The 13,562-nt window shown below is 53.4% G+C and carries 13 protein-coding genes; all 13 read left to right on the top strand.

All coding sequences use genetic code 11. The features are described from left to right. Positions 1-14 precede the first annotated feature (14 nt). The 13 genes from rpsB (at position 15) to lpxA (ending at position 13,561) form a co-directional block, all read left to right on the top strand. Positions 15-740, top strand: a complete 726-nt coding sequence (rpsB, locus tag PGH32_RS19145; RefSeq protein ID WP_148050401.1) for a 30S ribosomal protein S2 — start codon at positions 15-17, stop codon at positions 738-740. Between the two features lie 198 nt (positions 741-938). After that, positions 939-1,790: a translation elongation factor Ts gene (gene tsf, locus PGH32_RS19150; RefSeq protein WP_314421010.1), complete on the top strand. Its 852-nt coding sequence runs from the start codon at positions 939-941 to the stop codon at positions 1,788-1,790. A gap of 157 nt (positions 1,791-1,947) precedes the next feature. Beyond that, complete coding sequence (gene pyrH / locus PGH32_RS19155) at positions 1,948-2,673, top strand: UMP kinase (protein ID WP_105595442.1); 726 nt, start codon at positions 1,948-1,950, stop codon at positions 2,671-2,673. A gap of 246 nt (positions 2,674-2,919) precedes the next feature. Continuing rightward, entirely contained in the window at positions 2,920-3,477 is a 558-nt protein-coding gene (gene frr, locus PGH32_RS19160; protein WP_314421648.1) for a ribosome recycling factor, read from the top strand. A gap of 149 nt (positions 3,478-3,626) precedes the next feature. Beyond that, positions 3,627-4,832: a 1-deoxy-D-xylulose-5-phosphate reductoisomerase gene (gene ispC, locus PGH32_RS19165; RefSeq protein ID WP_314421008.1), complete on the top strand. Its 1,206-nt coding sequence runs from the start codon at positions 3,627-3,629 to the stop codon at positions 4,830-4,832. Positions 4,833-5,011: 179 nt separating this feature from the next. Beyond that, positions 5,012-5,764: a (2E,6E)-farnesyl-diphosphate-specific ditrans,polycis-undecaprenyl-diphosphate synthase gene (ispU, locus tag PGH32_RS19170; RefSeq protein ID WP_314421006.1), complete on the top strand. Its 753-nt coding sequence runs from the start codon at positions 5,012-5,014 to the stop codon at positions 5,762-5,764. Positions 5,765-5,782: 18 nt separating this feature from the next. After that, entirely contained in the window at positions 5,783-6,640 is an 858-nt protein-coding gene (cdsA, locus tag PGH32_RS19175; protein WP_337894857.1) for a phosphatidate cytidylyltransferase, read from the top strand. 9 nt (positions 6,641-6,649) lie between these two features. Beyond that, positions 6,650-7,999: a sigma E protease regulator RseP gene (gene rseP, locus PGH32_RS19180; RefSeq protein WP_314420990.1), complete on the top strand. Its 1,350-nt coding sequence runs from the start codon at positions 6,650-6,652 to the stop codon at positions 7,997-7,999. A 96-nt stretch (positions 8,000-8,095) separates the two neighbouring features. Next, positions 8,096-10,507: an outer membrane protein assembly factor BamA gene (gene bamA, locus PGH32_RS19185; RefSeq protein ID WP_314420987.1), complete on the top strand. Its 2,412-nt coding sequence runs from the start codon at positions 8,096-8,098 to the stop codon at positions 10,505-10,507. Positions 10,508-10,630: 123 nt separating this feature from the next. Continuing rightward, the gene (gene skp / locus PGH32_RS19190; RefSeq protein WP_200545303.1) at positions 10,631-11,128 is read left to right on the top strand and encodes a molecular chaperone Skp; all 498 of its coding nucleotides are present in this window, start codon (positions 10,631-10,633) and stop codon (positions 11,126-11,128) included. 3 nt (positions 11,129-11,131) lie between these two features. Continuing rightward, positions 11,132-12,154, top strand: a complete 1,023-nt coding sequence (lpxD, locus tag PGH32_RS19195) for a UDP-3-O-(3-hydroxymyristoyl)glucosamine N-acyltransferase (RefSeq protein WP_314420978.1) — start codon at positions 11,132-11,134, stop codon at positions 12,152-12,154. A 159-nt stretch (positions 12,155-12,313) separates the two neighbouring features. Further along, on the top strand, positions 12,314-12,769 hold the full coding sequence (gene fabZ / locus PGH32_RS19200) for a 3-hydroxyacyl-ACP dehydratase FabZ (protein ID WP_024965665.1): 456 nt from the start codon (positions 12,314-12,316) through the stop codon (positions 12,767-12,769). A 3-nt stretch (positions 12,770-12,772) separates the two neighbouring features. Beyond that, positions 12,773-13,561 carry an acyl-ACP--UDP-N-acetylglucosamine O-acyltransferase gene (lpxA, locus tag PGH32_RS19205; protein ID WP_314420976.1) on the top strand — a complete coding sequence of 263 codons (789 nt, stop codon included), beginning with the start codon at positions 12,773-12,775 and terminating at the stop codon, positions 13,559-13,561. The last annotated feature ends 1 nt before the right edge of the window (position 13,562 follow it).

Below are 13,562 nucleotides of genomic sequence, written 5' to 3' on the forward strand. Positions count from 1 at the left end.
TTTTAGAGGTAATCATGGCAACTGTTTCCATGCGCGACATGCTCAAGGCCGGTGTACACTTCGGTCACCAGACCCGTTACTGGAACCCGAAAATGAAGCCATTCATCTTCGGCGCTCGTAACAAAGTTCACATCATCAACCTTGAGAAAACTGTACCAATGTTCAACGAAGCTCTGGCTGAGTTGACCAAGATCTCTTCCCGTAAAGGTAAGATCCTGTTCGTTGGTACTAAGCGCGCTGCAAGCGAAGCGGTAAAAGAGCACGCTCTGAGCTGCGACCAGTTCTTCGTTAACCACCGCTGGTTGGGTGGCATGCTGACCAACTGGAAAACCGTTCGTCAGTCAATCAAACGTCTGAAAGATCTGGAAACTCAGTCTCAGGACGGTACCTTCGACAAACTGACCAAGAAAGAAGCGCTGATGCGCAACCGTGAACTGGCCAAGCTGGAAAACAGCCTGGGTGGTATTAAAGACATGGGTGGCCTGCCAGACGCACTGTTTGTTGTTGATGCTGATCATGAACACATCGCAATCAAAGAAGCAAACAACCTGGGTATCCCAGTCTTTGCTATCGTTGATACTAACTCTGATCCAGACGGTGTTGACTTCATTATCCCTGGTAATGACGATGCAATCCGTGCTGTGAGCCTGTACCTGACTGCAGTGGCTACCACTGTACGTGAAGGTCGCTCTCAGGACCTGGCTCAGCAGGCAGAAGAAACCTTCGCTGAAGCTGAGTAATAAGGCTTGCTCTTAACAGAGCCCTTATCAATCAGATGTGAATCTGTAAGGGGCCTCATGGCCCCTTTATTTTTTCGACTTCGCTTTGCCGCTTGTCACAATCGGCGAGGCAGAATGTATCTCCCGAGAAATAGACATGTGATGTGGACTTGCCGAAGGGTGGGCCGCAGCAGATGCTAACTAACCGAGGATTAGAGAATGGCTGACATTACCGCTGCTCTGGTAAAAGAACTGCGCGAGCGCACTGGCGCTGGCATGATGGATTGTAAGAAAGCACTGACCGAAGCGAACGGCGACATTGAGCTGGCGATCGAGAACATGCGTAAGTCTGGCGCGATCAAAGCCGCTAAGAAAGCAGGCAACGTTGCTGCTGACGGCGTGATCAAAACCAAAATCGCTGGCGACTACAGCGTGATTCTGGAAGTTAACTGCCAGACCGACTTCGTTGCTAAAGATGCGGGCTTCCAGGCTTTCGCTGACAAAGTGCTGGATGCCGCTGTTGCTGGCAAAATCACTGACATCGAAGTGCTGAAAGCACAGTTCGAAGAAGAGCGTGTTGCGCTGGTTGCTAAAATCGGTGAAAACATCAACATCCGTCGCGTATCTTCCCTGGAAGGCGAAGTGCTGGGTAGCTACCTGCACGGCGCACGTATCGGCGTTCTGATCTCTGCTAAAGGCGCAGACGAAGAACTGGTTAAGCAGCTGGCAATGCACGTTGCAGCAAGCAAGCCAGAATTCGTTAAGCCAGAAGACGTTTCTGCAGAAGTGGTTGAGAAAGAGTACAAGGTTCAGCTGGACATCGCCATGCAGTCCGGTAAGCCGAAAGAAATCGCAGAGAAAATGGTTGAAGGCCGCATGAAGAAATTCACCGGCGAAGTTTCTCTGACCGGCCAGCCTTTCGTTATCGACCCAAGCAAAACCGTGGGCCAGGTTCTGAAAGAGCATAACGCTGACGTTGTTAACTTCATCCGCTTTGAAGTGGGCGAAGGTATTGAGAAAGTTGAGTCTGACTTCGCAGCAGAAGTTGCTGCCATGTCTCAACAGTCTTAATCGCGATAAAGGAACCGCCAAACGGCGGTTCTTTTTTGCCTGCCTCTGGCGCAGCGCAATTTCAGTCTCATCCCAATAGCATTCTTCTCCTGCTTCCAGGATGATACCGCACAGTTTATACCCCTTTTTTCGATGATTGCTTCCAGGAAAAAACACCATGGCGACTAATGCAAAACCCGTATATCAACGTATCCTGCTGAAACTGAGTGGCGAAGCACTGCAAGGCGCAGAAGGCTTTGGTATTGATGCCAGCGTTCTGGATCGTATGGCTCAGGAAGTGAAAGAGCTGGTTGAACTGGGCATTCAGGTGGGTGTGGTCATCGGTGGGGGGAACCTGTTCCGTGGCGCAGGCCTGGCACAGGCCGGCATGAACCGCGTAGTAGGCGACCACATGGGGATGCTGGCTACCGTGATGAACGGCCTGGCAATGCGTGATGCACTGCACCGCGCCTATGTGAATGCCCGTCTGATGTCGGCAATCCCGCTGAACGGCGTTTGCGACAACTACAGCTGGGCGGAAGCCATTAGCCTGCTGCGTAACAACCGCGTGGTTATTTTCTCTGCCGGTACCGGCAACCCGTTCTTTACCACCGACTCTGCAGCCTGCCTGCGCGGAATCGAAATCGAAGCCGATGTGGTACTGAAAGCCACCAAAGTGGATGGCGTGTACTCTGCCGATCCGGTGAAGAACCCGGATGCCACGCTGTATGAACAGCTGACCTATACTGAAGTGCTGGATCAGGAACTGAAAGTGATGGATCTGGCGGCCTTTACCCTGGCGCGCGATCACCAGCTGCCTATCCGCGTGTTCAATATGAACAAACCTGGCGCACTGCGTCGCGTGGTGATGGGCGAAAAAGAAGGCACGCTGATTACGCATTAATATCAGTCTGCATTTAAAATGGTTAAGATAAGGTATATTCTGCCTGTCAGGGTTATCCTTCATACTCTAAATAATTCGAGCTGCGGCAGGGCCGCGAATGACCGGAAGCACGAATCACTGTGTAACCGGAGTGAGTGGGTACAGCCAACGTACCTGCAGCTTGAATTATGACGTGTATACATATATTTGAACGGCTTCCGGCTTTGCCGGATGCTGGTGGATCAAACAGAATCCAAGGGTTTCAACGTGATTAACGACATCAAGAAAGATGCAGAAGTACGCATGGAAAAATGCGTAGAAGCATTCAAAAACAACATCAGTAAAATTCGTACTGGCCGCGCATCGCCGGCTATTCTCGACGGTATCATGGTCGATTACTACGGTTCTGCTACCCCGCTGCGCCAGCTGGCGAGCGTTACGGTAGAAGACTCCCGTACGCTGAAAATCAACGTGTTTGACCGCTCGATCAGCAATGCCGTTGAAAAAGCGATTATGTCTTCTGACCTCGGTCTGAACCCTATGTCAGCAGGTACGGATATCCGCGTTCCCCTGCCAGCGCTGACCGAAGAGCGTCGTAAAGATCTGATTAAAATTGTTCGTGGTGAAGCAGAGCAGGGCCGTGTGTCCGTGCGTAACGTGCGCCGCGATGCCAACGACAAAGTGAAAGCGTTGCTGAAAGACAAAGAAATCAGTGAAGATGACGATCGTCGTTCACAGGATGATATTCAGAAAATGACCGACGTGGGTATCAAGAAAATTGATGCTGCGCTGGCAGAGAAAGAAGCGGAGCTGATGGAATTCTGATTTCATCATGATCCGATGAAACGCCGTACAGATCGCCTTTCCCGAGAACGGCCGGTCTGGCGGCGTTTTGCGTTTATTAATCCCCTCAAAGGGCGGTTTTGCCTTTCCCTGGTTGCCGCCTGTGCCGGGTCACTACACAGAGCAGCCTCATGAAGCAATTGACCATTCTTGGTTCGACCGGTTCAATCGGCACCAGTACGCTGGCCGTCATTCGTGCTAATCCCCATTTATTTTCCGTCAGGGCGCTGGTTGCCGGGCGCAATGTTGAACTGATGGTTGAACAGTGTCTGGAATTTCGTCCTGCCTTTGCTGCCATGTCAGACGAGCAGGCCGCGGTCGACCTGCGTCTGCGTCTGCAGAGCCTGAACGTGAAAACGGAAGTGCTGAGCGGTGAACAGGCGGCCTGCGATCTGGCCTCGCTGGATGATGTCGATCAGGTGATGGCGGCGATTGTCGGTGCGGCGGGCCTGCTGCCCACCCTCGCGGCTATCCGTGCGGGTAAACAGGTGCTGCTGGCGAACAAAGAAGCGCTTGTCACCTGTGGACGCCTGTTTCTTGAGGCCGTCAGCGCCTCAAAGGCGCAGATACTGCCGATAGACAGTGAACACAATGCCATTTTTCAGAGTTTGCCTGCTTCCTTACAGCAGCAGTTAGGGTACGCTTCTCTCGAGGAAAATGGCATCGATAGCATTATCCTCACGGGGTCGGGTGGCCCGTTCCGTGAGACGCCGCTGGCTGAACTCAGCCGCGTAACGCCAGATCAGGCGTGTGCGCATCCGAACTGGTCAATGGGACGAAAAATTTCCGTTGATTCGGCCACCATGATGAACAAAGGCCTGGAATATATTGAAGCCCGCTGGCTGTTTAACGCCACGGATGCGCAGATGGAAGTCATTCTGCATCCGCAGTCCGTTATCCACTCGATGGTTCGCTACCGCGACGGCAGCGTGATTGCGCAGCTGGGGTCACCGGATATGCGTACGCCAATCGCCCATGCAATGGCGTGGCCGGAGCGTGTCAGCTCGGGCGCTCAGCCGCTGGACTTCACGCGGATGAAGGCGCTGACCTTTGCGGAACCCGACTATGCGCGTTACCCGTGTCTGAAGCTGGCTATCGACGCCAGCCTTGCCGGACAGGCGGCAACTACCGCGCTGAATGCGGCCAATGAAATTGCCGTTGCGGCGTTTCTGGCATCGCAAATCCGCTTTACCGATATCGCAGCCTTAAACGTTGCGGTACTGGAAAAACTGTCGAGCCAGGAGCCGCAGAGCGTCGAGGCGGTACTCGCTATTGATACTGAAGCACGCGCTCTCGCGACGTCTCTGGTACCTCGTTTTTCAGCCCGTTCGGCGTAACGTGATTTCACGCGCCGCCATTTGTGGGCACCGGGAGGAGATGATATAGTCTCCGCCCACCGAACAGAGGTACTACGTGATTAAGCGGATGAGTTGACCCTTTTTGCACGAATCTTGTGCTGTGCGGGTGAAATATTCCCAGGCCGTTGTATTTCTGAACAAGGAAATCATTACGCGTTATGTCGTCCGAAAATTTATTACAAACCGATGACCAGGCGGGGCTGATGCCGCGCCACGTGGCCATCATTATGGATGGCAATGGCCGCTGGGCTAAAAACCAGGGTAAGCTGCGCATTTCCGGCCATAAAGCGGGCGTAAAATCCGTGCGTCGCGCCGTCAGCTTCGCCGTCAGCAATAAGCTTGATGCGCTCACGCTGTATGCCTTCAGCAGTGAAAACTGGAACCGTCCGCAGCAGGAAGTTCTGGCACTGATGGAGCTGTTTGTCTGGGCACTCGACAGCGAAGTAAAAAGTCTCCATAAGCATAATGTCAGACTCAGAATTATTGGTGATATCAGCCGCTTTAATTCTCGTCTGCAGGAACGTATTCGCCGCGCTGAGGAACTTACTCAACAAAATAATGGACTAACGCTCAACATAGCCGCGAATTATGGCGGTCGTTGGGATATTATCCATGGAGTCAGAAAATTGGCAGAGCAGGTCCAGGAAGGTCTTCTTCGCCCCGATCAGATCGGGGAAGAGACGCTGGAACCCTATCTTTGCCTCAATGAACTGGCTCCTGTGGATTTAGTAATAAGGACTGGGGGAGAGCATCGCATCAGTAACTTCCTGCTGTGGCAAGTCGCCTACGCGGAGTTCTGGTTTACCGATACTCTCTGGCCTGATTTTGATGAACAAGTTTTTGAAGGTGCACTGAATGCGTTTGCACAACGAGAGCGCCGATTTGGCGGCGCAGCACCCGGCAGCGTATAGGCGCACTGGGGGTAATCTTTGCTAAAGTCTCGCCTGATTACCGCATTTATTTTAATTCCGATTGTGATTGCGGCGCTGTTTCTGCTGCCTCCGCTAGGATTTGAGATCGTTATTTTAGTGATTAGCATGCTGGCTGCCTGGGAATGGGGGCAGTTCTGCGGCTTTGCTTCGCGTTCGCAGCGGATCTGGCTGGCACTGCTCTGCGGTCTGCTACTGGCCTTTATGCTCATCACGCTCCCGGCTTATCAACATCTGGTTCAGCTGCCGCAGGTTAGCGGTGCGCTCTGGCTGGCTCTGGGCTGGTGGATTGCTGCGCTGCTGCTGGTGCTGTTCTACCCCGGTTCTGCAGCGCTCTGGCGGACCTCGAAGCCGTTACGGCTGATATTTGGTCTGCTCACCATTGTGCCGTTCTTCTGGGGCATGTTGGCGCTACGCCAGTACCATTACGAATCCGACCACTTCGCCGGTGCCTGGTGGCTGCTGTACGTGATGCTGCTGGTGTGGGGAGCCGATTCCGGTGCGTATATGTTTGGCAAGCTGTTTGGCAAACATAAGCTGGCGCCGAAAGTTTCTCCGGGCAAAACCTGGGAAGGCTTCCTCGGCGGGCTGGTCACTTCTGCACTGCTCTCGTGGTTATTCAGCGCGTTTGCGCCGCTGGAGGTTTCGCTGGGTACGCTGCTGGTCTGTTCGATTGCGGCTGCGCTGGCCTCGGTACTGGGCGATTTGACCGAGAGCATGTTCAAACGTGAAGCGGGTATCAAGGACAGCGGTAATCTGATCCCCGGACACGGCGGTATCCTTGACCGAATTGATAGTCTGACCGCGGCGGTTCCTGTTTTTGCCTGTCTTTTACTGCTGGTGTTTGGGACGCTGTAGGGAAACATTATGTTGAGCGTACTCTGGAGTCTTGCCGCTTTTATCGTTGCCCTGGGGATTTTAATCACCGTGCACGAGTTTGGTCACTTTTGGGTGGCCCGCCGCTGCGGCGTTAAAGTCGAACGCTTCTCGGTCGGTTTTGGCAAAGCGCTGTGGCGTCGTCGTGATAAGCAGGGGACCGAGTACGTTATCGCCCTGATCCCACTGGGCGGCTACGTCAAGATGCTGGATGAGCGCGTTGAGAGCGTGCCGCCTGAACTGCGTCATCAATCCTTCAATAACAAAACCGTCCTCCAGCGCGCGGCCATTATTGGCGCCGGGCCAATGGCCAACTTCATCTTTGCTATCATTGCCTACTGGCTGGTGTTTATCATCGGCGTCCCTGGCGTGCGCCCGGTTATTGGCGAAATAACCAGCAATTCGCCTGCCGCCGCTGCGCAAATTACCCCAGGGATGGAACTTAAAGCCGTTGACGGTATCGAAACGCCTGATTGGGATGCTGTGCGTATGGCACTCGTTGCGAAGATTGGTGATGAAAGCACCACCGTCAGCGTAGCGCCGTTCGGTAGCGAACAGACGAGTGACAGGCGCATCGATCTGCGTAACTGGCAGTTCGAACCCGATAAGCAGGATCCGGTTGCGGCCCTGGGGATTCAGCCCCGTGGTCCGCAGATAGAAACAACCCTGGCGCAGGTGCAGAAGAACTCGGCGGCAAGCAAGGCGGGTTTGCAAGCGGGCGACAGGATCGTTAAAGTCAGTGGTCAGCCGCTGGACCAGTGGCAGGATTTTGTCACGACGGTGCGGGAAAATCCGGGAACGGCAATCGCACTGCAGGTTGAGCGTCAGGGCGGCACGGTTGATTTAACGCTGACGCCGGACGTCAATCCACGTAATAAAGCAGAAGGGTTTGCCGGGGTTGTCCCGCGGTTTATCCCTCTGCCGGAAGAGTACAGAACGGTACGCCAGTATGGGCCGTTTGCCGCCATCGGCGAAGCCAGCGCGAAAACCTGGCAGCTGATGAAGCTCACGGTAAGCATGCTGGGTAAACTGATTGTCGGTGATGTGAAGCTGAACAATCTCAGCGGGCCGATCTCTATCGCCCAAGGGGCTGGGATGTCTGCGGAGTATGGCTTGATTTATTATCTGATGTTCCTCGCTCTGATTAGCGTGAACCTTGGGATAATCAACCTGTTCCCACTGCCGGTGTTAGATGGTGGACATTTGTTGTTCCTGGCGATCGAAAAGGTCAAAGGGAAGCCGGTGTCCGAGCGAGTTCAGGACTTCAGTTATCGTATCGGCTCTATTTTGCTGGTGCTGTTAATGGGGCTTGCACTATTCAATGATTTCTCGCGCCTCTAGGAGCTCAGGAATTAGCCAGCGAAGGCCATAACAGGCCCGCGTGAGGCGAAATCCCCTAAGGCGATGAGAACCAGTTAGGAAGAATGCATAACAACGATGGCGATGAAAAAGTTGCTCATAGCGTCGCTGCTGCTCAGCAGCGCTACCGTATACGGTGCAGACGGATTCGTAGTGAAGGATATTCATTTCGAAGGCCTGCAGCGAGTCGCCGTCGGTGCGGCATTGCTCAGTATGCCCGTCCGTGTAGGAGACACCGTCTCCGATGAAGATCTCAGTAATACCATTCGCGCACTTTTTGCGACCGGGAATTTTGAAGACGTTCAGGTACTGCGCGACGGCGAAACGCTGATTGTTCAGGTTAAAGAGCGTCCGACAATTGCCAGCATCACTTTCTCCGGTAACAAAGCGGTGAAAGAGGACATGCTGAAGCAAAATCTCGAAGCTTCTGGCGTGCGTGTGGGTGAAGCACTGGATCGCACCACCATTTCCTCCATTGAAAAGGGACTGGAAGACTTCTACTACAGCGTCGGTAAATACAGCGCCAGCGTGAAGGCGGTTGTTACGCCACTGCCGCGTAACCGTGTTGACCTGAAGCTGGTGTTTACCGAAGGTGTTTCTGCACAGATTCAGCAGATCAACATCGTGGGTAACAAAGCCTACAGCTCAGAAGAGCTGATCTCCCGGTTCCAGCTGCGCGACGAAGTGCCGTGGTGGAACGTGGTGGGCGATCGTAAATATCAGAAACAGAAACTGGCCGGTGACCTTGAAACCCTGCGCAGCTTCTATCTGGATCGCGGCTATGCCCGTTTCAACATTGACTCTACCCAGGTCAGCCTGACGCCGGATAAAAAAGGCATCTACATTACCGTCAACATCACCGAAGGCGATCAGTACAAGCTTTCTGGCGTGACGGTAAACGGCAACCTGGCCGGGCACTCTGCCGAGATCGAAGGGCTGACGAAAATCACCCCGGGCGAGCTCTATAACGGCGCCAAAGTGACCCGCATGGAAGACGATATCAAGAAGCTTCTGGGCCGCTATGGCTATGCCTATCCGCGCGTACAGACTCAGCCTGAAATCGACGACAGTAACAAGACCGTTAAGCTGCATGTGAATGTGGATGCCGGCAACCGTTACTACGTGCGTAAGGTCCGCTTCGAGGGTAACGATACCTCGAAAGATTCCGTGCTGCGCCGCGAAATGCGCCAGATGGAAGGGGCATGGCTGGGCAGTGACCTGGTTGAGCAGGGCAAAGAGCGTCTGAATCGCCTTGGCTACTTCGAAACCGTGGACACCGACACCCAGCGCGTTCCCGGCTCGCCGGACCAGGTTGACGTAGTTTATAAGGTGAAAGAACGTAACACCGGTACGCTGAACTTTGGTATCGGCTACGGCACCGAAAGCGGCGTCAGCTTCCAGGTGGGTGTGACCCAGGATAACTGGCTGGGTACGGGTAATACCGTTGGTATCAGCGGTACCAAAAACGATTATCAGACCTACGCTGAATTCTCACTGACCGACCCGTACTTCACGGTCGACGGTGTCAGCCTGGGCGGTCGTCTGTTCTATAACGACTTTAAAGCCGATGATGCCGACCTGTCCGACTATACCAACAAAAGCTATGGTTTAGACGGCACGCTGGGCTTCCCGGTGAACGAGAACAATACCCTGCGCGTGGGTCTGGGCTATGTGCATAACAGCCTGTCCAACATGCAGCCTCAGGTCACCATGTGGCGCTATCTGCGTTCCGTTGGGAAAAACCCGACGCTTGACGGTGATGAAGACTACTCGGCTGATGACTTCACCTTTAACTATGGCTGGACGTACAACACCCTGGACCGCGGTTTCTTCCCGACGTCCGGTAACCGTACTAACCTGAATGGTAAGGTGACAATCCCTGGTTCCGACAATGCCTTCTACAAAGCAACGCTGGATACGCAGCAGTATCTGCCGCTAAACCAGGACCGCACCTGGGTGATGTTAGGCCGTGGTCGTGTAGGCTATGGTGACGGTCTGAGCGGCAAAGAACTGCCGTTCTATGAAAACTTCTATGCCGGTGGTTCCAGCACCGTGCGTGGCTTCCGCTCCAATAACATTGGTCCGAAAGCGTCATACCTGAACAATGGTTCTTCAGACTGCTCCGGCACTGACGTGAACAAAGTGTGTAATTCAGACGATGCGATTGGTGGTAACGCCATGGCCGTTGCCAGCCTTGAGCTGATTACGCCGACGCCATTTATCAGTGAGAAGTACTCTAACTCGGTACGGACATCACTGTTTGTGGATGCAGGTACGGTCTGGGATACTAAGTGGGAAAATACGGCTGAGACGCGTGCAGCGGGTATTCCTGACTACAGCGATCCAAGCAACATTCGTATGTCTGCCGGTTTAGCGTTGCAGTGGATGTCACCGTTAGGTCCACTGGTGTTCTCCTACGCTCAGCCGTTCAAAAAGTATGATGGAGATAAAGCCGAACAGTTCCAGTTTAACATTGGTAAAACCTGGTAATTCGGTGTAGCAGGGAAGTACGCAAAAGAGTATCGCGCAGTTAAGTGATGGCCTGTTTAAGCAGGCCACACCATGCGCAACACATGTGTCTGTGACACAAACGTTGATGGTAAGGAGTTTATAGTGAAAAAGTTGTTGTGTGCCGCAGGTCTGGGTATTGCTATGGCGGTTTCCGCTGGAGCCCAGGCAGCTGACAAAATCGCAGTGGTGAACGTTTCCAGCATTTTCCAACAGTTACCAGCGCGTGCGACCGTTGCGAAGCAGCTTGAGAATGAATTCAAAGGCCGTGCGACCGAACTGCAGGGTATGGAACGCGATCTGCAAACTAAAATGCAGCGTTTACAGCGTGACGGTTCAACCATGAAAGCCAGCGACCGTAGCCGTCTGGAAAAAGACGTGATGGCTCAGCGCGAAACCTTCTCAACCAAAGCTCAGGCTTTCGAGCAGGATAACCGTCGTCGTCAGGCTGAAGAACGTAACAAAATTCTGACCCGCATCCAGGATGCTGTGCAGAAAGTTGCGGATAGCGAAGGCTATGATGTGGTTATCGACCAGAATGCGGTAGCCTACTCGGCTAAAGCGAAAGACATCACTGCAGATGTCCTGAAACAGGTTAAATAATACATGTCTTCAATTCGACTGGCTGATTTAGCCCAGCAGTTGGATGCAGAATTGCACGGAGATGGCGATATCGTCATCTCCGGCATTGCTTCTATGCAATCCGCTCAAACCGGTCAGATCACTTTCCTTTCCAACAGCCGTTATCGTGAACAGCTGGCCTCCTGTCAGGCGTCTGCCGTGGTGCTGTTAGACGCAGACCGCGAATGCTTTACCGGCGCGGCGTTGGTGGTGAAAAACCCTTATCTGACCTATGCCCGTATGGCGCAGCTGCTGGATACCACTCCGCAGCCGGCCACAACCATCTCGCCTGCAGCAGTGATCGATTCTACTGCCTCGCTGGGTAAAAATGTCTCGATTGGCGCAAATGCGGTGATCGAATCCGACGTTGTACTGGGTGATAACGTGGTTATCGGCCCCGGCTGCTTCGTGGGAAAAAAGGCGCGAATTGGTGCCGGTAGCCGCCTCTGGGCCAATGTTACCGTCTATCATGAAGTGCAGATCGGCAGCGATTGCCTGGTACAGTCAGGTACGGTAATTGGTGCCGACGGTTTCGGCTATGCCAACGATCGCGGCAACTGGGTGAAAATTCCTCAGCTCGGCACGGTCATTATTGGCGATCGCGTTGAGATTGGTGCCTGTACGACGATCGATCGTGGTGCGCTGGATAACACTCAAATCGGGAATGGTGTTATCATAGATAACCAGTGCCAGATTGCTCACAATGTTGTGATCGGTGACAACACTGCCGTTGCAGGCGGCGTGATTATGGCTGGCAGTCTCAAAATCGGTCGTTACTGCATGATCGGTGGGGCCAGCGTAATTAATGGTCATATGGAAATTTGTGACAAAGTAACCGTCACGGGAATGGGAATGGTGATGCGACCAATCACCGAACCTGGGGTATACTCTTCCGGGATTCCACTGCAGCCCAACAAAACCTGGCGCAAAACTGCAGCGCTGGTGATGAACATCGACGAACTGAGCAAACGCTTAAAGGCCGTTGAACGCAAGGTTGATAAAGACTGAGCGACGATTCACCACTTACGCTGCCCAGCTTTCATAAATAGAACATGCTAAGCAGGGAAAGCCAAGCGCACAGAAATGATTTGCGGCCTGCTAACGATCACCGATTGTTGCAGGCCGTGTTATTGATGCCATCAGAATGTTTAGGACAGGAAGAGTATTTTGACTACTGAAACTCATACTCTGAAGATTGAAGAGATTATTGAATTATTACCGCACCGCTACCCGTTTCTGCTGGTCGATCGCGTACTTGAGTTCGAAGAACACAAGTTCCTGCGTGCGGTGAAGAACGTCTCGGTTAACGAACCGTTTTTCCAGGGCCATTTCCCTGGTAAGCCGATTTTCCCGGGTGTGTTGATCCTGGAAGCGATGGCTCAGGCCACGGGAATTCTGGCGTTCAAAAGCGTAGGGAAACTGGAACCTGGTGAGCTGTACTACTTTGCCGGAATTGACGAAGCGCGCTTCAAGCGCCCGGTCGTGCCTGGTGACCAGATGATCATGGAAGTGACCTTCGAGAAAACCCGCCGTGGGTTGACGCGCTTTAAAGGCGTGGCGACCGTTGACGGTAAAATTGTCTGCGAAGCAACAATGATGTGTGCCCGCAGCCGGGAGGCTTAATTCGTGATTGATAGCACCGCCGTAATTCACCCAAGTTCGATCGTTGAAGACGGTGCCGTAATTGGCGCTGGCGTTCAGATTGGTCCTTTTTGCGTCGTAGGCGCGAATGTCTCAATCGGCGAAGGTACGATCCTCAAGTCGCACGTCGTGGTAAATGGCCATACCCGTATCGGTAAGGACAACACTATTTACCAGTTTGCCTCCATCGGTGAGGTAAACCAGGATCTGAAGTACGACGGTGAGCCGACCCGCGTTGAGATAGGCGATCGTAACCGCATCCGCGAGAGCGTGACCATTCACCGTGGTACTGCTCAGGCTGAAGGCGTGACCAAACTGGGTGACGATAATTTGCTGATGGTGAATGCGCATATCGCCCATGACTGCGTCGTTGGTAATCGCTGTATTCTGGCGAACAATGCCACGCTGGCAGGCCATGTTACCGTCGATGATTTCGCAATTATCGGCGGTATGACGGCGGTGCATCAGTTCTGCATTATTGGCGCGCATGTCATGGTCGGTGGCTGTTCCGGCGTGGCACAGGACGTTCCGCCTTACGTCATCGCCCAGGGCAATCACGCGACGCCATTTGGTATCAACCTTGTTGGCCTGCAGCGCCGTGGCTTCAGCAAAGAAGCCCTGCATGCAATTCGTAACGCCTACAAGCTGCTGTACCGCAGCGGTAAGACGCTGGATGAAGTGAAGCCGGAGATTGCCGAGCTGGCGAAAGCGCATCCTGAAGTTCAGCCTTTCTATGACTTCTTTGCGCGTTCGACCCGGGGTTTGATTCGTTAAC

The sequence above is a fragment of the Erwinia sp. SLM-02 genome, assembly GCF_037450285.1.
Lineage (GTDB): Bacteria > Pseudomonadota > Gammaproteobacteria > Enterobacterales > Enterobacteriaceae > Erwinia.